Raw genomic sequence first — 18,705 nt, 5'->3', positions numbered from 1 at the left:
ATTACCTTTGTACGCTGTTGAGCGATGTCGCTTCGGCCAGAGCCTGCGCCTTCAGCGCCAGCTCCATGGCCTTGAAGCAATGGTCCTGTCCCATCGCGGTTTCGGTGCGGTCCCTGATATCGCTAGCCAGTTGCCGGCCATAAGGCAGCTCGACACCGCTGCAATCGATATGCTGCATGCCCTTGCGGTCGGTCAGGAACAGGTGATCGGTGCCGGGGCGGCCGGCGACGTCGATGTATTTGCGCAGCTCGATGGTGCCTTCCGTGCCGACGATGAAGAGGCGGCCGTCGCCCCAGGTGGAAAGGCCGTCGGGCGTGAACCAGTCGACGCGGACATAGCCGGTGACGTCTGGCGTACGCACATGGAAATCGCCGTAATCCTGCAGGCTGGGTGTCTCGGGATTGGCGCGGTTCGAGACCGTCGCCGACAGAACCTCGGCTTCGAGCGAACCGGCGAAGAACAGGAATTGCTCGCATTGATGCGAAGCAATGTCGGTGATGATGCCGCCATAGCGCGCGCGGTCGAAGAACCAATCTGGCCGGGTCGGCTTGCGCAGCCGGTGCGGCCCGAGGCCGGTCGTGTGGATCACCTTGCCGATGGCGCCGGCCTTGACCAATTCGCCCGCCTTGACGGTCGAGGCGGTTTCGAAATGTTCGGAATAGAGGATGGAGACGATGCGCTTGGTTTCGGCCTGTACCCTGCGCACTTCGGCGAGCTGATCCAGCGTCACCATGCCGGGCTTGTCGAGCATCACATCCTTACCATGCCGCATGGCATCGATCGCGACGCCCGAGCGTTCGCTGGAGATCGCTGCGCTGACGATCAGGTCGATCGAGCGGTCCTCCAGGATTTCACGCTTGTCCGCGACGCGTCTTGCCTGCGGGAAGCGCCCGGAGAATGCGGCCGCAAGCTCGTCCTCCGCGGCGTGGAAGGCGACCAGTTCCGCGCCGGCCCGCAGCATGACGTTGACTTGGCCGTAGATGTGATCGTGGTTGAGACCGATGGCAGCAAAGCGCAGGGCGCTCATACGACATTTCCTTTCAAGTATATTCTTTGCAGCATGCCCCCCGGACATCGCTGGGGATCATGTTTTCGCGTCAGCGTTTGAGGCCGGCCGTGGCGATGCCGTCGATCAGCAGCCTCTGGAAGAACAGGAAGATCAGGAAGACGGGGATCAGCGAAATGCTCGACATGGCAAAGAGGCTGCTCCAGTCGGAGCTTCCGGTCGAATCCACGAAGGAGCGTAGGCCGAGCTGCACCGTGTAGGTGTTGATGTCGGAGAGATAGATCAGCGGACCGAAGAAATCGTCCCAGGTCCAGATGAACGAGAAGATGGCGGCGGTGGCGAGAACCGGCAGTGACAGCGGCATCATGATGCGCCAATAGATGCGCCAGGGGCTGCACCCGTCCATCATCGCCGCTTCGTCGAGCTCGCGGGGGATACCGCGGAAGAACTGCACCATCAGGAAGATGAAGAAGGCGTCGACCGCCAGGAATTTCGGCACGACCAGCGGCAGCATGGTTTTCACCCAGCCGAGCTTCAGGAACAGGATATATTGCGGGATCAGCGTCACATGATAGGGCAGCATCAGCGTGCCGAGCATCAGCGCGAACCAGAAATTCTTGCCCCAGAAATTCAGCCGCGCGAAGGCATAGGCCGCAAGGGAGCAGGAGACGACATTGCCGATGACGGAAAGGACGGCGATGACGACGGAATTCCACACGAACGAGCCGAAATTGACCTGTCCGCCGAACCAGCCGCGGGCATAGGCGCTGAAGTCGAACTGCGACGGGATCAGCGAGGCCGAGCCAAAGATTTCGTTCTGATCCTTGACCGAACCGGACAGCATCCACAGCAGCGGATAGAGCATCACGATCGATGCGCCGACCAGCGCGACATGGATGAGAACGGACAGGAACCAGGGGCGCTCGCGCGGCGGGTTCAGATCGTCGGGAAAATGGGTGAGCTTCGCGTCAGTCATCGTAGTGAACCCAATAACGAGCGGAGAGGAAGGAGAAGGCGGTGAAGACCGCGATGATGATCACCAGGACCCAGGCGAGGGCTGCGGCATATCCCATGCGGAAATAGCCGAAGGCTTCCTGGTAAAGGTAGAGCGTGTAGAACAGCGTCGAGTCGATCGGCCCGCCGGTGCCGGACGAGATGACATAGGCCGGCGTGAAGGCCTTGAAGGCGTCGATGGTCTGCACGACCGCGTTGAAGAAGATGACCGGCGTCAAGAGCGGCAGGGTGATCTTGAAGAAGATCCGTGTCTTTGATGCGCCGTCGAGGCTGGCCGCCTCATAGAGATCGGTCGGGATCTGCCGGAGGCCGGCAAGGAAGATGATCATCGGCGAGCCGAACTGCCAGATGGCCAAGATGATGAGGGTGTAAAGCGAATAGTTGGGATTGGAGATCCAGCTCGGGCCGTTGATGCCGAGCACATACCAGAGCAGGGTATTGACGACGCCGTCGCCATCGAAAATCTGCCGCCAGAGCACGGCGATGGCGACGCTGGAGCCGAGCAGCGACGGCAGATAGAAGATGGCGCGATAGATCGGCAGGCCACGAATGCCGCGGTTGAGCAACAGTGCCACCATCAGCGCGAAGGCAAGCTTCAGCGGAACCGAGCAGACGACATAGAACAGCGTCACCTTCATCGACGAGATGAACTTGTCGTCGCCGGTGGCGATGCGCGCATAATTGTCCAGCCCAACCAGATGCGGCGCCTGCAGCAGGTTATAATCGGTGAAAGACAGATACAGCGACACGATCGCCGGTCCAAGCGTCAGGCCGAAGAAGCCGATGAACCAGGGCAGGAGAAACAAATAGCCCGGCGCGTTTCGCGCAAATGCACTCGGCGCCTTCTGATAAGTTTCGACGCGCAACGGCGCGCGCTCGCCGACGGCCAAGCCGCCGGCAACGCTCTTGCTGTTTGTACCCACGGTATCAGCCTCGCGTAATGTTTGCCGCCGCCTGTTCGGTGAACTTCGCTCCAGCGTCCTGCGCGCTGGCTTTGCCGAAAGCCACTTCCTCGGCGATTTTCTTCAGCAGGAATGCATTTTCCCCGGCGCCGTTCGGCGGAGAGGGCGGCAGTGCTCCGACCTTCGGCGTCAATCGGCCGATGTAGTCGACAACCTGTTTGCTTGTCGCATCGAGATCCGGCGTCAGCAGATCGCGGATCTTCGGGGAGGCGGGAACGCCGCGCTCTACGCCGAGTATCTTTGCGCCTTCTGGATCTTCCACGAGATAATTGACGAAGGCGACGGCGGCGTCCTTGTTTGCGGAGGTTGCCGAAACCGACATTAGCATCGAGGGTTTCAGATACTGGCCGGGCTTGCTGCCGGGGTCGCTGGGATAGGCGATCAGGTCGATCTTTTCCTTGACGAGGCCCTGAATGGCGACGAACTGGTTGGAAAAGGCGTAGCTGACGGCCGCCTTCTTGGTCACCAGCATGTCAGTCTCGAGGGTCTGCTTGTAGAGCGCCTGCACGTCGGCCGGCACGCAGGCGCCGATTTCGCGCAGATGGCCCCAGAAGGAAAACCATTCGGCGGCATCCTTGGCCTCGAAGCCGAGCTTGCCGTCGCTCGTATAGAGCGCCTTGCCGCGCTGGCGCAGCCAGCATTCGAAGTCGGGCTCTCCGCCGCTCTGATCTGCGGTGCCGTAGAAGCCGCGGCGTTTCTTGGCGGCGGTGACCTTGGCGCAGGCCTCGCCGAGCTGCTCCCAGGTCATGCCGTCATGCGGCGGCTCGACGCCGGCTTCCTGCCAGGCTGCCACATTGACGACGACCATGGAGGAATTGACCCCGAGATTGACGCCGTAAATCTTGCCATCGACCTTGCCGGAATTGATATTGGGAGCCCCGAAATCCTCGATCGCCAGGCTCTTGCCGAGATAGGGCGTCATGTCGAGCAACGCGCCGCGGCGGGCGTATTCAAAGATGTAGCGATAATCCATCTGAATGAGATCGGGCGCATTGCCGCCGCCGGTCTGCGTGGCAAGACGCGTCCAGTAGCTGTCCCAGCCGAAGGATTCGCCGGCGATGGTGACGTCCGGGTTCTTGGCCTGATAGGCCTTCACTGCCGCAAACGTGCGATCGCTTCGCTCCTTCGATCCCCACCAAAGAAGGCGCATTGAGGTTGCCGCATTGGCGCGGTTAAGTCCGATACCGCTAAAAGCTAGCGTCGCTGCCATGCCGGCAAGCAACTGCCGGCGATCGATCGTCAAAGTCATCCTGGTCTCCTCCCCAGTTAACCGGTGATTTACGAACTGCTTTTGCATGATATAACTATTTGGTTACAAGTTGGATAGAAACGCGACCGCTGTCAAGCGCCAATCGTGTCACAATCAAACGACCTGCGCTGAGGCTGGAGAGGTCCGTTGCGGAAGAGATAGATCGGGGAGGAGGAATGTCCATGGTGACCAGAGCGACGCAAGGAACTGAAAAACCAGCGAAAGCCGGCGCTTACGGGAATGCGGAAACGAGGCCGGCGAAGGTGCCGCGCAATCCGCAGCGCACCCATGCCATGATCCTGGAAGCGGCGACGGAGGAATTCGCCGCTCACGGTTTCGGTGGCGCGAGGGTGGATGCGATTGCGGCTCGGGCGCAGACCAACAAACGCATGCTCTATCACTATTTCGGCGACAAGGAGGGGCTCTATGTCGCCGTGCTGGAAGCCACCTATGCGGCAATCCGCAATGCCGAGAAAAATCTCGACCTTGCGCGCCGTGATCCCGAGGAAGGGATGCGCGAACTTGCGCTTTTCACCTGGCATCATTTCCTTGAGCATCCGGAATTTTTGAGCCTGCTCGTTACCGAAAACCTGCATGAAGCGCGCTATCTGAAACGTTCCGACAAGATCTTGGCGATGCATTCGCACTTCATCGGCGAACTCGCCGACGTACTGCGACGAGGTGAAGCAGCCGGCATTTTCCGGCCGGCCATCGACCCGGTGTCGGTTTACCTTACCATCGCCGCGCTCGGGTTCTTCTACCTGTCCAATCGCCATACGCTGTCGACGATTTTCGCCCGCAAGCTGACGGCCCCGGCGGCGCTGAAAGCCTGGGGCGAGCATATCGTTTCGGTGACCTTGGCTTCGATCAGGGCTTAGCATGAACTCGCGGCGCTCCGGCGATCACGAGAAATTTTCGAAAGGCGATTGACAAATCCGGACGTATCGCGCGATCGTGTAACTATATAGTTACATTGGCTGATCGACCAAGCCTTTGCTTTTCCTGACTCTGGAGGGAGTCGGCTCAGAAATTCAGGAGGGATCATGAAGCGCGTTGGTATCATCATGCACGGCGTCACGGGACGCATGGGGCTGAACCAGCATCTCATCCGCTCGATCGTGGCGATCCGCGCCGGAGGCGGCGTGTTGCTGTCGAACGGCGAGCGCGTCATGCCCGATCCCGTCCTCGTCGGCCGCAATGCGGCGCGGCTGGAAGAGCTTGCCCGCAAATATGGCATCGAGCGCTGGACCACCGATCTCGACGGTGCGCTTGCCGACCTCAACGACACGATCTTCTTCGATGCGGCGACGACGCAGATGCGCGCCGAGCTGATTTCGAAGGCGCTGGATGCCGGCAAGCATATCTATTGCGAAAAGCCGATCTCCGACGACCTCGACGCTGCGATTGCGCTCGCCCGCAAGGCCAAGGCATCGGGCCTGAAGAATGGCGTCGTGCAGGACAAGCTGTTCCTACCCGGCCTGCGCAAGATCGCCATGCTGCGCGACAGCGGTTTCTTCGGCAAGATCCTCTCCGTGCGCGGCGAATTCGGCTATTGGGTATTCGAAGGCGACTGGCAGACGGCGCAGCGGCCGTCGTGGAACTATCGCAAGAAAGACGGCGGCGGCATCATCCTCGATATGCTCTGCCACTGGCGCTATGTGCTCGACAATCTCTTCGGGCCGGTGAAGGCGATTAGCTGCCTCGGCGCCACCCATATTCCCGAACGCGTGGACGAAGCCGGCCGGCGTTATGTCGCCGATGCCGACGATGCGGCCTATGCCACCTTCGAGTTGGAGGGCGGCATCATCGCCCATATCAATTCCTCCTGGGCGGTGCGTGTGCGCCGCGACGATCTCGTCACGTTCCAGGTAGACGGCACGCATGGCTCGGCCGTGGCGGGACTGACGCGCTGCTGGACGCAGCACCGTGTCAACACGCCGAAGCCGGTCTGGAACCCGGATCAGCCGCAGACCATCGACTTCCACGACACCTGGGACGAAGTGCCGGATAACCAAGTCTACGATAACGGCTTCAAGATCCAGTGGGAAATGTTCCTGCGCCATGTGCTCGAAGACGCTCCCTGGCGCTACACGCTGACGGAAGGCGCCAAGGGCGTGCAGCTCGCCTCTCTCGGCCTGAAGAGCTGGGCGGAGCGCCGCTGGCTGGATGTCGAGCCGCTGGAGATTTGAGGGATGGTGGCTTCCCAAATATCGGGATGGTCAGGATATCTCGTGGGTGCTGCATCTATGTGCATGGCCCCTCACCCTAGCCCTCTCCCCGCCGAAGCGGGGAGAGGGGACGACCGAGCAAAGCGGTGTTTGCCTTAGCGGAACAGCGAAGGGTTGGCACGACAGAACTCCCTCGCCCCGCTTGCGGGGAGAGGGCTGGGGTGAGGGGCCAGGCGCAAATGTGCGGCATAGGCAGACTTGCCTGACGATCACAGGAGCCATCTGAAATATGACCGAACCGTTGAAAATCAGACTTGTCGAGGCCGAGACCTTCGAGCGGCCGGTGACATTGCGGCTTCCTTTCCGCTTCGGCGCGGCGACGCTGCGGGAGGCGCGGCAGATTTTTCTGCGCGTCCGCATCGAAGATGCCCGTGGGGGTTCGGCAAGTGGCATGGCTGCCGAGCTGATGGTGCCGAAATGGTTCGATAAATCGCCGGAACTCTCCAATGCCGACAATGAAAACCAGCTTCGCCGCTCGCTGGCACTGGCTCTCGACGCCCTGAAAAATGCGGGATTGGGTACGGCTTTCGCGCTCCATGCGGCCGTCGAAGCGGTGCACCATACGCGGGCAGCCGCCGAGGGGCTGAACGGACTGGTCGCGTCCTTCGGCCTGGCGCTTGCCAATCGGGCGGTTCTCGATGCGCTCTGCCGGCTGGAAGGGTTGACGGTTGCGCAGGCGATCAGGGCCAACCGCCCCGGCATCGATGCATCGACGGTACCCGATCTGACGGGCTTCGACCTGCCGGCTTTCCTCAAGGGATTGGCGCCGGCCGAAAGCCTCGCCGCGCGGCACACGGTCGGTCTGGTTGATGCCATCCGGGCGGGCGACATCCCGGCTGCCGATCGTTTGAATGACGGCCTGCCGGAAAGTTTTGAAGAGGCGATCGATGCTTACGGCCTGACCTTCTTCAAGGTGAAGGTATCGGGCGTTCCCGATGCTGATATCGACCGTCTCTGCCGCATTGCCGCTGTCATCGATGCCAAGATGCCGGCCTATTCGGTGACGCTCGACGGCAACGAGCAATTCGCGTCCGCCGAGGCGGTCGCCGATCTGCTGACGCGCATCCGGGCCGAACCGCGGCTTGCCCATTTTGCGGCTTCGATCCTGTTTGTCGAGCAGCCGATCGCCCGCGCTTATGCCTTTGAGAAGCCTGTCACGGCGCTTGCGGCCTTCAAGCCTGTCGAGATCGATGAATCCGATGCCGATATCAACGCTTTCGTTACCGCCAGACGGCTTGGCTATACGGGCATCTCCTCTAAATCCTGCAAGGGCTTTTATCGCTCGCTGCTGAACCGGGCGCGCGTCGCCAGGTGGAGCGCCGATGATGGTGTGGCCTATTTCATGTCGGCGGAGGACCTGACGACGCAGGGGGGTCTCGCGGTGCAACAGGATCTGGCGCTCGCCTCGCTGATCGGCATGACGCATATCGAGCGCAACGGCCACCACTATGTCGACGGCATGGCCGGCGCACCCGAGGCTGAGCAGGCGGCTTTCGCACGGGATCATGCCGATCTCTACGCCGTTCGAAACGGGCGGACGCGATTGAGGATCGAGGGTGGAAGGATCGCCATCGGTTCGGTGATCGGCGCGATCGGCCTCGGTTCATCCGTCGAGCCGGATTGGAGCGCGATGGAGATGCCGCCGGCATAAGATTTCAGTTTTGGCCAGGCACGCTCTGTTTTTGACGCGTTGTCGTGCATGGCCCCTCACCCTAGCCCTCTCCCCGCTCGGCGGGGAGAGGGGACTACGGAGCAAGCCAACCGATCCAACCACTCGGATCGAGACAACATCATGCATGATAAACCCCCTCGCCCCGCTTGAGCGGGGAGAGGGCTAGGGTGAGGGCCAGGCAAAAAGGTGCGGCCGAGCCGGACCAACCTGACCATCGTTATTGCAGACTCAGGAGGAGAAACATGTCGTCATCGAAGAAGCGCTATGCGCTGGTCGGCACGGGCAATCGCGGCGCGACCATGTGGGGCAGAGATCTGGTCGAGCGCTGGAGCAATGAGGTCGAACTTGTCGCCGTCTGCGATCTCAACGCGATGCGGGCCAGGCGTGCGCTGGACTATATCGGCTCCTCCGTGGCGGTCTATACCGATTTCGACGAGCTGTTGCGGGTCGAAAAGCCCGATCTCGTCATCGTTTGCACCCGCGATTCCACCCATGACGATCAAATTGTCAAAGCGCTGGAAGCAGGCGCCAATGTCATCAGTGAAAAGCCGATGACGACCACGGTCGGCAAGATCAAGCGTATTCTTAATGCCGAGGCTCGGACGGGCAAGCGGGTCGACGTGTCCTTCAACTATCGTTTCGCGCCGACGGCGGCGAAGATCAAGGAACTCATCAATTCCGGCGTTATCGGCGATGTGACCTCGGTCGATTTTCATTGGTATCTCGACACCAGTCATGGCGCCGACTACTTCCGGCGCTGGCACGCCTTTGTCGAAAATTCCGGCAGCCTCTTCGTTCACAAGGCGACGCACCATTTCGACCTTCTGAACTGGTATCTCGATTCCGATCCGGAAACGGTATCCGCCTTTGCCGATCTCAAGCACTATGGTCGCAAAGGCCCCTTCCGTGGCGAGCGCTGTCGCACCTGTCGGTACAAGGACGAATGCGATTATTATCTCGATATCAGCGCCACGCCGCTGCTCGAAAGCCTCTATGAAGACCCGTCGACGGTCGATGGTTATGTTCGCGATGCCTGCGTCTTCCGCGAGGATATCGACATTCCCGACACCATGGTCGCCTCCATCCGCTATCGCAACGGCGTCAACGTCTCCTATTCGCTGAACACCTATATGCCGATCGAAGGCCACCATATTGCCTTCAACGGCCACAAGGGGCGTATCGAGCTGCGGCAATATGAGAAGCAGCATTGGACGACGCCGCCGGCCGACGAAATCGTCGTCATGAAGAATTTCGGTGATGTCGAGCGCATCTGGGTGCCCTATTCGCCGGGCGGCCACTACGGCGGCGACGACCGGCTGCGCAATATGCTGCTGCGGCCCGGGCCGAACGACGAACTGAGACAGCGCGCCGGTTCACGCGCGGGCGCGCTTTCGGTTCTCTGCGGCATTGCGGCACTAGAAAGCAGCCGGACCGGCCAGCAGGTGTCGATCGCCGACATCTGGGGTCAGGATGACGGGCTCAACCTGCTCGAGGCGCGGCCCTAGAGCGGCTTAACTTTTCATGGAAAAGCAAAACCGCTGAGGCTCAATTGCAATTGCGCAACTGCGAGGCATAGAGCGCGGACATGTTGGCGACCTTCTGCGCCGTGCGCTGCAGGTCGCCATTGCCGCGCCAGCTTCCCTGCTGATAGCCCTTCCAACCGACATAATAAGCCAGATAAAGATTATAGGGATCGTTAAGTGGGATGCCGTTCCGCAGATGGCTCTGGGCGTGATACCAGCCGATGAATTCGATCGCGTCGGAGAAGTCGGAGCGGCGTGCGCCCCAGCGGCCCGTGTCGCGCTGATAGTGATCCCAGGCGCCGTCGAGAGCCTGAGAATAGCCATAGGCGCTGGAAGGTCGCGTCCAGGGAATGAAGCCGAGCAGTTTCCGGCGCGGCGGCCGGGCATGCGGCTGGAAGCCGGATTCGGCGTAAATCGTCGCCATCAGGATCGGCACCGGCACGCCGTATTCCCGTTCCGTACGTTCGGCGGCGCGCTGCCAATTGTTGAACCAGCCGTCGCGCTGATCGAAGATCGCGCAGACATTGCGGGTATGGGACGGTGCGGTGGCGCAGCCTGCTAGCATTCCGAGCAGCAGCACAGCGGCTATGGAGATGATACGGGTACGCATAACTAGAACCTCTTCGCTGAAGAGATTGCTAGCCCAGAATGATTAAAAACGGGTTTTCCGCATGTGCCGAAATGAGGCGGTTTGGTGATGATTCCGAGGCTTTACGCCATGCGCGCTAGGTCCTCGCGGCGGATTTCGTAGAGCAACGGCTCTCCCTCGATGAACCGGCTGACTTCATCGACGGCCATCTCGCCGAGGCGGGTGCGTTCCAGGCCGACGGCGCCGGCAATGTGCGGCGTCAGGAAGACGTTCGGCAGATCGTAGAAGGCTGAGCTTGCCTCCGGAATTTCGGGATCGGTGACGTCGACGATCGCGTCGATGCGGCCAGTCTTCAGTGCTGCGAGCAGGGCGGCCTCGTCGACCAGCGCGCCGCGTGCCGTGTTGATGAAAGTGGCTCCGTCTTTCATCAGCGACAGGCGGTGAGCATCGATCATATGCCGTGTCGCCGGCAGCGATGGGGCGTGCAGCGAGACGATGTCGGCCCGCGCCATCAGGAGGTCGAGTTCGGTCTTCTCGACGCCGATTTGCCGTGCTTCCGCCTCTCCGACCATCGGATCGTAAATCAGGATCTGATAGTCGAACGGCGCCAGCAATTCGATCACCCGCCGGCCGATGCGCGAGGCGCCGATGATGCCGACCGTTCGGCCGTAATTGCCGATCGCTTGGCTCTGCATCGGCTGCGTGCGGTTGCGATGACGGTCAGCGACATAGACGTCCCGGAAGCGGAAGACCTGCTTGCCGGCGAAGATGATGGCGGCGAGGGTGAATTCGGCGACCGGCAGGGCATTGGCCTGTGCCGCATGGCTCACCGATATGCCCCTGGCGAACAGGCTGTCCTCGATCAGCCCCTTCACGGTGCCGGCCGCATGCGCCACCAGTTTCAGATGCGGCGCCTGCGCCAACACAGGGGCATCGATATGCGGCGAGCCCCAAGCGGTGATCAGGATCTCCGTCTCGCTTAGCAGCTTTCGTGCTCTTTCGTCGTCAAAGCGCTCCATTGGCGCGGCGTCCAATACGCGGCCGATCACGTCGAGCCGCTGGATCAGCCCGGGCGTCAGGACATGCTGCGTCCGTGCGGGCTGCATGGCGAATGCGATGGCGGGGCGGTCTGGGGCCGATTGGGTCATGCAGGTCGTCCCGGCACGTCGATGGCGCTGACGGTGATGCCCTTTTCGGCGATCAGTGCGCGCAAGCCATCGAGATCGGGTTTAGTGGGCGGCTTCGTCCAGGCGCCTGAGAGGGCAGCGGGGTCATGCTCTACCAGGATGGCGGAAACGAGAATGGTTTCGCCTGCCGGAATCGCCCCGCGCAATTGCGGCACCAGCGTCTTGGCAACGATCAGATTGGTGTTGGGCGGCGCTTTCTGCGCCAGGCCGTCGCGCGGGATGGTCGAGCCGAGATCGAGAATGCCGCTGAAATCCGCCTCGCCGACAACATAGGCAGCGCCTTTTTGCGAAGACAGTGTATCGGCCTCGAAATCCCGCCGGGCAATGGCGAAACCGCCTTCGGCTGTCTGCAACGGGCGGGGCGTGGTGATCCTGTGCAGGCGGATATGCCAGGGTGCCGCGGGGATCAGCCAGGTTTCGACGGTGACGTCAGGCCATGGCGACCACTTGGCATAAAGCGTATCGCCGGCGAGCTTCGCCTCTTCATTGGTTTCGCGAACACGATAATGGAGGCCATCGTCACTGAAGGCGAGCATGCTGTCGAAGGCGCCGCCGGCAAAGGCACGCTCGTCGCTTTCAACGCTGAAGCCGTAGCGGGCGGAATAGGCGAATTTGGCGTATTTTTCCGACCCGAAGCGCATCTGCAGGTTTTCCTGGCCTGAGGACAGCGCCACGACATCCGCTTTGCCATGCATCATCACCATGCCAGGGTGCTTGAGCGGCACGATCGCCGGCTCGGCGACATGCGGCTTTTCCTCGGCGGTCCAGAAGGGATGCGCCTCGGGGAGCGCCAACGGCAGGAAAGCCTTGAAGGCCCAATAGGGGGAGCCGGCTGAATTGTAGTTTTCCGACATCAGAAGATTGGGATAGCCGTAGCCGATCGGCAGCGTACCGTCGCGATTGGCGATCGGCTTATCAGCCCACCAGCGCAGGTGCCGCAGGCAGAGCCCCTTGATCTCGCCCCAGGGCAGGGCCTCGACATCGGCGAAGGCCAGCGCCGACCAGAAGCCGGCGCAGGCGAAGCGGTAGGTGAGGCTGCGGCCGAAGGGCACGGTGGCGCCATCGGGCGCGAACCAGTGGCGAAAATCCTTGGCAAAGAGGACGGCGCGTTCGCGGTAGCGCCTGGCGCGGTCGTCATCGACGAGCCTGGAATAAATCAGTCCGTAAAAATGCATGGCGAAGGGAATGTAGTGATCGACGCGCCTGACATTGCCGTCGCGATACCAGCCATCGGCGATGTAGAACCCGTCCAATTCTCTGAGATAATCTTCCGTCAGGCTGCGATCGAACGTGGCGCCGAGCCGGTCGAGGGCGATATCGACGAGGACGCGGAAGAATTTCCAGTTGTTCTCGGCATAGTCGAAGGTGCGGGCATGCTTGAGATAGGCAATGAGATTGTCGCGGGCTCTGCCATCGAGCGGTTCCCAGATCTTTTCCGGCACCAGGGCAAGCGAAAAGCCAAGGGCGGCGAGTTCGACCATACGCTGGTCGCGGCCGTTGACGGTGCCCCAATATTCCGGATGGCCGGGATCGACGCCATTGGCAATCCCTTCGGCATAGCGGCCCCAATGCGCAAAATCGCCGCCGCCGGCGCCGAATGGTGCGAGACCCCAGAGCGGGCGGGCGAAGCCTTCGAGATCGGCGGCGGCGCGATCGAAATGCGCGCAGGCGGCATCGATACGGACACGGGCATTGCCCTTGGAGAAGTAAGGAAGCAGCGGATAGAACAGGTCGATCAGCGCTCGGCGCATGTCGGTGCGATTTTCCAGCGGATTGCCGGCGAGCGGGTTGGTGCTGGCGGGGTCGTAGGTCATCGGTCTGGCTCTTTTTCGGTCGTTGCCGCTAAAGAAACGGGCTCAGGTTTCGGGCGGGAGCGTGCCGCCAGGGACTGGGACGACGGCATGACAAACTTGGCGCGCGGGCGCTTCACGGTCGCGGAAACGGGCGGTCATCAGGCCGATCGCTTCGCGTCCGATGGCCGCGCGGTCGACGCGCATGGTGGCGAGGCGCGGATTGGTCATCAGTGCGCAGGGCAGATCGTCAAAGCCGACGATGGCGAAATCATCCGGCACGCGCAGACCCGCTTCCATCACCGCTTCGAGCACGCCGACCGCGACGAAATCGTTCATGCAGAAGGCGGCGGTGAAGCTGCTATCCTCGGCAAGGACGGCGGTGGTGACGGCATGGGCCTCCGTGCTGGCACTGCCCCTAAACGTCAAGGGCACGACGCGGCCTTCACCGCCTTCGACGGAAGCCATCGCCGCCTCGAAGCCACGGATGCGCTCGCGAATGGTCTGGCGATGCGAACCAGTCAGATGCAGGATGCGACGATGGCCGGCATCGATCAGGCGTCGCGTCGCGGCATAGGCGCCAAAAAAATTCGAGGGGGAGACGCCATCGAAGCGCAGTTTTGCATCGGTGCCGTTGACGAGCACGACCGGCGTGCCGCTGTCCTCCAGCCAGATGCGCAGCTCATCGGAGGGATCGATGCCGACGAGGAACAGACCCTCGGCGCCGGCTGCCTGGAGATATTCACCGATATGGTCTGGCGTGGTCCTGGCTTCGCGGACGAGGCGAATGTCGAAAGGCATGCCGCGTTCGGCTGCGCCGGCGCGCAAGCCTTCCAAAATACCCTCATAAAAGACGCTCAGGCCGCCGGTAGCGCTGTCGCTGGCGATCAGCGCGAGCGCGGCCGGCACGGTTTCCGCGGCCGGCTTCAGCGGGTAGCCGAGATCGCTCGCCACCTTGAAGATCTGCTGACGGATAGCTTCGCTGATTCCAGGCTCATTGGTTAGCACCCGCGATACCGTCGAGACGGAGACGCCGGCCCTGCTGGCAATATCGGCTTGCCTGACACGTTTGGATCGAACTTCACTCATGCGGCAATATTTCCGCAAATTATGCAAATTTGCAAGAAAAAGATTGTTTATTGCAATACGCAATCGAATTGCATATCCTGCCCTCGAATTTGTCCGCACAAGGCGTCGGGAGGTCGTCGCGGATAACGCGCCATGGGCATCGCAAGAGAAGGAGGAATCTCATGCGGATGAATCGCCGTTCATTCATGATTGGAACTGCCGGGGCCGCAGCAGGTCTCGCTTTCGGTGCGGGAGGATCCCTGCCTGCTTTTGCCGATACGACACAATTGCGGGCGATGTGGTGGGGCTCGCCCGATCGCGGCAAGCGCACGGTCGCCGTCGCCGAGCTGTTCCACAGCAAAAACCCGGATATTTCCATCGTCGGCGAGAGCATCAGCGGCGACGGTTATTGGGCCAAACTCGCAACGGGAATGGCGAGCCAGACCATCGCGGATGTCTTCCAGCTTGAGCCGAGCACGATTTCGGATTATTCGAAGCGTGGCGCCTGCATGCCGCTCGATCAGTTCGTGCCTTCAACGTTGAATGTCGACAGTTTCGGCAAGGATGTGCTGAAGCTGACGACGGTCGACGGCAAGCTCTATGGCGTCGGCCTCGGGCTTAATTCCTTCGCGATGTTCTATGATGAGGACGTTTTCAAGAAGGCCGGCCTGACGCCGCCCGGCCCCACGACGACCTGGGCGGAATATGCCGACCTTACCGTGGAACTGACCAAGGCTGCCGGCAAGCGCGCCTATTGGGGCGGCCCCTATGGCGCGCGTTACAACTATGTGCTCGACGCCTGGCTGCGCCAGCGCGGCAAGAGCCTCTATTCCGAAGACGGCGGGCTCGGCTTCGGCGTCGATGACGCCAAGGAATGGTATTCCTATTGGGAAGATCTCCGCCAGCGTGGGGGCACCGTATCGCCCGACGTCCAGACGCTCGATCAGAACACCATCGAGAGCAATTGCCTGGCACAGGGCAAATCGGCGATCGGCATGGCCTATTCCAACCAGCTCGTCGGTTATCAGCTCGTGGTCAAGAGCAAGCTCGCCATCACGATGCTGCCGCGCGAAAAGAAGGATGGACCTTCCGGCCATTACTATCGCCCGGCGTTGATCTGGAGCGTGGGCTCCTCCAGCAAGAACGGCGAAGCGGCCGCGAAATTCATCAATTTCTTCGTCAACGATCTCGATGCCGGCAAGGTCCTCGGTGTCGAGCGCGGTGTGCCGATGTCGCCGGCCGTGCGCGCGGCCATCCTGCCAACGCTCAACCCGGTCGAGCAGCAGACGGTGAAATATGTCGAGCTGCTGAAGGATCAGGTCGGCGCCTACCCGGCACCGGCGCCGCTGGGTGCGAACGAATTCGACCAGAATGTCATGCGCCCCGTCGCCGATCAGCTTGCTTTCGGCAAGATCACGGTTGCTGAAGCCGCGCAAAAACTGGTGGAAGAAGGGAAGACGAAATTGAAGAGAGGGTGATGGGGTGAGGTTCGTTCAGAGGCGGTGGCATATGCCGCGCCTCTGACGCCGCTCCGTCCCTTTGGAACATCTCCCCCACTCGGAGGGAGACGTTCGGATTGGCAGGTCTGGATGCATCACCGAATCGCGAAGATCGTCAACGCGATCCGATTCCGATCGATCTTGCCTCGATCCCGATGCGTTATTCGTTGATATCGGGTTCGACGAGCTTTGCCAGATTGCGCAGTGATTCCTGCCAGCCGAGATAGCAGGCTTCAGGCGGAATGACGTCGGGCACGCCTGCCTGGGTTATGTTTACTTCCGTTCCGACCAGGACCTTCTTCAACGTCACGGTCACTGCCATTTCGCCCGGCAGGTTGGGGTCGTCGAACTTGTCGGTGTAGCGCACCAGCTCGCCGGGGATCAGCTCGACATATTCGCCACCAAAGGCGTGGCTTTTGCCGGTCGTAAAGTTGCGGAAGGACATTCTGAACGTGCCGCCGACTGTCGCTTCCAGATGATGCACGGTGCATACAAAGCCGTTGGGCGGAAGCCACTTGGCGAGCGCGTCCGCCTCGATGAATGCGCGATAGACCTTTTCCGGGCTGGTTGCCAGGACGCGATGCAAACGTATGGTGTTCGGCATGGTTATGATCCTTCTGAATTGACGAATTGGACGACCTTAGGACGAACGATACTTCAGCAATCCGACATTGGATCGATATTCTCTTCAAATAAATTATTCATAACAAAAAATGCCGGAGCTCTTTCGAGCCCCGGCATTCCTGCCGCATGAAAGGTCGGGCTTACTTTGCTGCGTCAGCCCAGCTCTTGACCAGTTCGTCGTAGTTGACGGTGACCGGCTTTTCCTTCTCGTTCGCGATCTTCAACTGCGGAGCGAGATGGCCATTCTTGACGGCATCGGCGTTCCAATAGTTCAGATCATGCTCTTCGGCGAGCTTCGGGCCGATGTCGCCCTGCACGCCTGCACGCTCGAGGCGCTGAAGCACCTTTTCCTGATCGGCGCACAGTGCATCCATGGCGCCCTGTGCGTCCTTCGCGCCGGATGCGGCATCGCCGATGGCCTGCCACCAAAGCTGTGCCAGCTTCGGATAGTCCGGAACGTTGGTGCCGGTGGGCGACCACTGAACACGGGCCGGCGAGCGGTAGAACTCGATCAGACCGCCGAGTTCAGGCGCGCGCTTGGTGAAGCTCTTGTCGCGGATGGTGGATTCGCGAATGAAGGTGAGACCGATCTGGCTCTTCTTCACGTCTATGGTCTTCGACGTCACGAACTGCGCGTAGAGCCAGGCAGCCTTGGCGCGATCGACCGGCGTGGACTTCATCAGCGTCCAGGAACCCACGTCCTGATAGCCGAGCTTCATGCCGTCCTTCCAGTATACGCCGTGCGGTGAAGGAGCCATGCGCCATTTCGGCGTGCCGTCCGCGTTCATGACCGGCAAGCCCGGCTTGACCATGTCGGCGGTAAAGGCCGTGTACCAGAAGATCTGCTGGGCGATATTGCCCTGTGCCGGAACCGGGCCGGATTCGGAGAAGGTCATGCCCTGTGCTTCCGGCGGAGCGTAAGCCTTCAGCCAATCGAGATACTTCTGGATCGAATAGACGGCTGCCGGGCCGTTGGTGTCGCCGCCGCGCGCGACGCAGGAGCCGACCGGACGTGAGCCGGCGTCGACCTTGATACCCCATTCGTCGACGGGCAGACCGTTCGGCAGGCCCTTGTCGCCATTGCCGGCCATGGAAAGCCAGGCGTCGGTGAAGCGCCAGCCGAGCGACGGGTCCTTCTTGCCGTAGTCCATATGGCCGAAGACTTTCTTGCCGCCGACGTCACGGCCGGTGAAGAACTGGGCGATATCCTCATAGGCCGACCAGTTGACCGGCACGCCGAGATCATAGCCGTATTTAGCCTTGAAATCGGCCTTGTTCTTCGGGTCGTTGAACCAGTCGTAGCGGAACCAATAGAGGTTGGCGAACTGCTGGTCGGGGAGCTGATAAAGCTTCTTGTCCGGAGCGGTGGTGAAGCTGGTGCCGATGAAGTCGGCGATGTCGAGATTGGGGTTGGTGACGTCCTTGCCTTCGCCCGCCATCCAGTCGGTCAGGTTGCGCACCTGCTTATAGCGCCAATGGGTACCGATCAGGTCCGAATCGTTGACCCAGCCGTCATAGAGGTTCTGGCCGGTCTGCATCTGCGTCTGGATCTTTTCGACGACGTCGCCTTCCTGGATGACGTCGTGCGTAACCTTGATGCCGGTGATGGCGGTGAAGGCCGGTGCCAGGACCTGCGATTCATACTGGTGGGTCGTCAGGGTTTCCGAAACGACCTTGATTTCCATGCCCTGGAAAGGCTTGGCCGCATCGACGAACCATTGCATTTCCTTTTCCTGGTCGGCGCGCGAGAGCGTCGAGAGATCGCCGATCTCCTTGTCCAGAAATGCCTTGGCTTCGTTCATGCCGGCATTAGCCGATCCGGCCAAAGCCAGCATCACGACTGCCGTCGTTGTTAAGAGATGCCGTCGCATATATTCCTCCCTACAGGTTGCGAGTGTATTGTCAGACGGCCAGACCCCCAGCCATCCGTATCGACTTATCTTACTGCGCCATGTGTCCGAGACGGGCAAAGGGCGCGGTAACTCCTTGAAACCGCGCTAGACCAGACGGAAAACGCCGATCGCGTAGACGACAGAAATGGCGACCGCCCACCACAGGTTCGGCCCTCCCAGGCCCAACCACGCAATATGAATGAAGGCAGCGCCGAGCAGCGAGACGAACAGCCGGTCGCCGCGCGTTGTTTCAAAATGCAGGATGCCGACGCGCGGATTGCCGCCGGGCGAAAAATATTCCCAAATGGCCATGCCGAGCAGAAGCAGCAGGATGGTCACGAAAAACAGGACCGTCGGCAGCGTCCAGGCCATCCAGGAGAAATCGGTATTCATGGCGGTTTC

16 protein-coding genes are annotated in these 18,705 nt (G+C 61.0%); 5 read left to right on the top strand and 11 right to left on the bottom strand.

Annotated features, from left to right (window positions below):
• Position 1 precedes the first annotated feature (1 nt).
• The 4 genes from QA648_RS16150 to QA648_RS16135 all read right to left on the bottom strand — a co-directional run bounded on the left by QA648_RS16150 (position 2) and on the right by QA648_RS16135 (position 4,231).
• Positions 2-1,027 carry a Gfo/Idh/MocA family oxidoreductase gene (locus QA648_RS16150; RefSeq protein ID WP_283048026.1) on the bottom strand — a complete coding sequence of 342 codons (1,026 nt, stop codon included), beginning with the start codon at positions 1,025-1,027 and terminating at the stop codon, positions 2-4.
• 70 nt (positions 1,028-1,097) lie between these two features.
• The gene (locus tag QA648_RS16145) at positions 1,098-1,871 is read right to left on the bottom strand and encodes a carbohydrate ABC transporter permease (protein WP_245463999.1); all 774 of its coding nucleotides are present in this window, start codon (positions 1,869-1,871) and stop codon (positions 1,098-1,100) included.
• 103 nt (positions 1,872-1,974) lie between these two features.
• Positions 1,975-2,886, bottom strand: coding sequence for a sugar ABC transporter permease (locus tag QA648_RS16140; protein WP_283051370.1), 912 nt, complete (start codon positions 2,884-2,886; stop codon positions 1,975-1,977).
• 61 nt (positions 2,887-2,947) lie between these two features.
• A complete protein-coding gene (locus QA648_RS16135) occupies positions 2,948-4,231 on the bottom strand; it encodes an ABC transporter substrate-binding protein (protein WP_283048024.1) in 1,284 nt (427 codons plus the stop codon).
• Positions 4,232-4,413: 182 nt separating this feature from the next.
• Between QA648_RS16135 and QA648_RS16130 the strand changes: the two genes are divergently transcribed.
• From QA648_RS16130 to QA648_RS16115, 4 genes are all read left to right on the top strand, one after another.
• Positions 4,414-5,109, top strand: a complete 696-nt coding sequence (locus tag QA648_RS16130) for a TetR/AcrR family transcriptional regulator (RefSeq protein ID WP_104824786.1) — start codon at positions 4,414-4,416, stop codon at positions 5,107-5,109.
• A 165-nt stretch (positions 5,110-5,274) separates the two neighbouring features.
• The gene (locus tag QA648_RS16125) at positions 5,275-6,420 is read left to right on the top strand and encodes a Gfo/Idh/MocA family oxidoreductase (RefSeq protein ID WP_283048021.1); all 1,146 of its coding nucleotides are present in this window, start codon (positions 5,275-5,277) and stop codon (positions 6,418-6,420) included.
• Positions 6,421-6,688: 268 nt separating this feature from the next.
• Complete coding sequence (locus QA648_RS16120) at positions 6,689-8,110, top strand: mandelate racemase (protein WP_283048019.1); 1,422 nt, start codon at positions 6,689-6,691, stop codon at positions 8,108-8,110.
• Positions 8,111-8,373: 263 nt separating this feature from the next.
• Positions 8,374-9,636 carry a Gfo/Idh/MocA family oxidoreductase gene (locus QA648_RS16115; protein ID WP_283048017.1) on the top strand — a complete coding sequence of 421 codons (1,263 nt, stop codon included), beginning with the start codon at positions 8,374-8,376 and terminating at the stop codon, positions 9,634-9,636.
• 40 nt (positions 9,637-9,676) lie between these two features.
• Here QA648_RS16115 and QA648_RS16110 read toward each other — a convergent pair whose 3' ends face one another.
• The 4 genes from QA648_RS16110 to QA648_RS16095 all read right to left on the bottom strand — a co-directional run bounded on the left by QA648_RS16110 (position 9,677) and on the right by QA648_RS16095 (position 14,309).
• Positions 9,677-10,264, bottom strand: a complete 588-nt coding sequence (locus tag QA648_RS16110) for a hypothetical protein (protein ID WP_104824782.1) — start codon at positions 10,262-10,264, stop codon at positions 9,677-9,679.
• 101 nt (positions 10,265-10,365) lie between these two features.
• Complete coding sequence (locus tag QA648_RS16105; RefSeq protein ID WP_283048015.1) at positions 10,366-11,391, bottom strand: hydroxyacid dehydrogenase; 1,026 nt, start codon at positions 11,389-11,391, stop codon at positions 10,366-10,368.
• The gene (locus tag QA648_RS16100; protein ID WP_283048013.1) at positions 11,388-13,244 is read right to left on the bottom strand and encodes a DUF2264 domain-containing protein; all 1,857 of its coding nucleotides are present in this window, start codon (positions 13,242-13,244) and stop codon (positions 11,388-11,390) included. The genes QA648_RS16105 and QA648_RS16100 overlap by 4 nt, the downstream gene beginning before the upstream one ends.
• Positions 13,245-13,286: 42 nt before the next feature.
• Positions 13,287-14,309: a LacI family DNA-binding transcriptional regulator gene (locus QA648_RS16095; protein WP_283048011.1), complete on the bottom strand. Its 1,023-nt coding sequence runs from the start codon at positions 14,307-14,309 to the stop codon at positions 13,287-13,289.
• A gap of 161 nt (positions 14,310-14,470) precedes the next feature.
• Between QA648_RS16095 and QA648_RS16090 the strand changes: the two genes are divergently transcribed.
• Positions 14,471-15,766: an ABC transporter substrate-binding protein gene (locus tag QA648_RS16090; protein ID WP_283048010.1), complete on the top strand. Its 1,296-nt coding sequence runs from the start codon at positions 14,471-14,473 to the stop codon at positions 15,764-15,766.
• Between the two features lie 181 nt (positions 15,767-15,947).
• Here the strand turns inward: QA648_RS16090 and QA648_RS16085 are convergent, their stop codons facing one another.
• The 3 genes from QA648_RS16085 to QA648_RS16075 all read right to left on the bottom strand — a co-directional run bounded on the left by QA648_RS16085 (position 15,948) and on the right by QA648_RS16075 (position 18,696).
• Positions 15,948-16,391, bottom strand: coding sequence for an SRPBCC family protein (locus QA648_RS16085; protein ID WP_283048008.1), 444 nt, complete (start codon positions 16,389-16,391; stop codon positions 15,948-15,950).
• A gap of 160 nt (positions 16,392-16,551) precedes the next feature.
• Positions 16,552-18,282: an ABC transporter substrate-binding protein gene (locus QA648_RS16080; protein WP_283048006.1), complete on the bottom strand. Its 1,731-nt coding sequence runs from the start codon at positions 18,280-18,282 to the stop codon at positions 16,552-16,554.
• 126 nt (positions 18,283-18,408) lie between these two features.
• On the bottom strand, positions 18,409-18,696 hold the full coding sequence (locus QA648_RS16075; protein ID WP_104824775.1) for a DUF2160 domain-containing protein: 288 nt from the start codon (positions 18,694-18,696) through the stop codon (positions 18,409-18,411).
• Positions 18,697-18,705 lie beyond the last annotated feature (9 nt).

This window comes from Rhizobium sp. CB3171 (genome assembly GCF_029714265.1).
GTDB lineage: Bacteria > Pseudomonadota > Alphaproteobacteria > Rhizobiales > Rhizobiaceae > Rhizobium.
This window is presented reverse-complemented; position numbering and strand designations above follow the sequence as displayed.

Excerpts from the sequence above, each read along its gene's own strand:
- QA648_RS16150 (WP_283048026.1), bottom strand. The coding sequence starts at position 1,027 with ATGAGCGCCCTGCGCTTTGCTGCCATCGGTCTCAACCACGATCACATC.
- QA648_RS16145 (WP_245463999.1), bottom strand. The coding sequence starts at position 1,871 with ATGCTCTATCCGCTGCTGTGGATGCTGTCCGGTTCGGTCAAGGATCAG.
- QA648_RS16135 (WP_283048024.1), bottom strand. The coding sequence starts at position 4,231 with ATGACTTTGACGATCGATCGCCGGCAGTTGCTTGCCGGCATGGCAGCG.
- QA648_RS16130 (WP_104824786.1), top strand. The coding sequence starts at position 4,414 with ATGGTGACCAGAGCGACGCAAGGAACTGAAAAACCAGCGAAAGCCGGC.
- QA648_RS16125 (WP_283048021.1), top strand. The coding sequence starts at position 5,275 with ATGAAGCGCGTTGGTATCATCATGCACGGCGTCACGGGACGCATGGGG.
- QA648_RS16120 (WP_283048019.1), top strand. The coding sequence starts at position 6,689 with ATGACCGAACCGTTGAAAATCAGACTTGTCGAGGCCGAGACCTTCGAG.
- QA648_RS16115 (WP_283048017.1), top strand. The coding sequence starts at position 8,374 with ATGTCGTCATCGAAGAAGCGCTATGCGCTGGTCGGCACGGGCAATCGC.
- QA648_RS16110 (WP_104824782.1), bottom strand. The coding sequence starts at position 10,264 with ATGCGTACCCGTATCATCTCCATAGCCGCTGTGCTGCTGCTCGGAATG.
- QA648_RS16105 (WP_283048015.1), bottom strand. The coding sequence starts at position 11,391 with ATGACCCAATCGGCCCCAGACCGCCCCGCCATCGCATTCGCCATGCAG.
- QA648_RS16100 (WP_283048013.1), bottom strand. The coding sequence starts at position 13,244 with ATGACCTACGACCCCGCCAGCACCAACCCGCTCGCCGGCAATCCGCTG.
- QA648_RS16095 (WP_283048011.1), bottom strand. The coding sequence starts at position 14,309 with ATGAGTGAAGTTCGATCCAAACGTGTCAGGCAAGCCGATATTGCCAGC.
- QA648_RS16090 (WP_283048010.1), top strand. The coding sequence starts at position 14,471 with ATGCGGATGAATCGCCGTTCATTCATGATTGGAACTGCCGGGGCCGCA.
- QA648_RS16085 (WP_283048008.1), bottom strand. The coding sequence starts at position 16,391 with ATGCCGAACACCATACGTTTGCATCGCGTCCTGGCAACCAGCCCGGAA.
- QA648_RS16080 (WP_283048006.1), bottom strand. The coding sequence starts at position 18,282 with ATGCGACGGCATCTCTTAACAACGACGGCAGTCGTGATGCTGGCTTTG.
- QA648_RS16075 (WP_104824775.1), bottom strand. The coding sequence starts at position 18,696 with ATGAATACCGATTTCTCCTGGATGGCCTGGACGCTGCCGACGGTCCTG.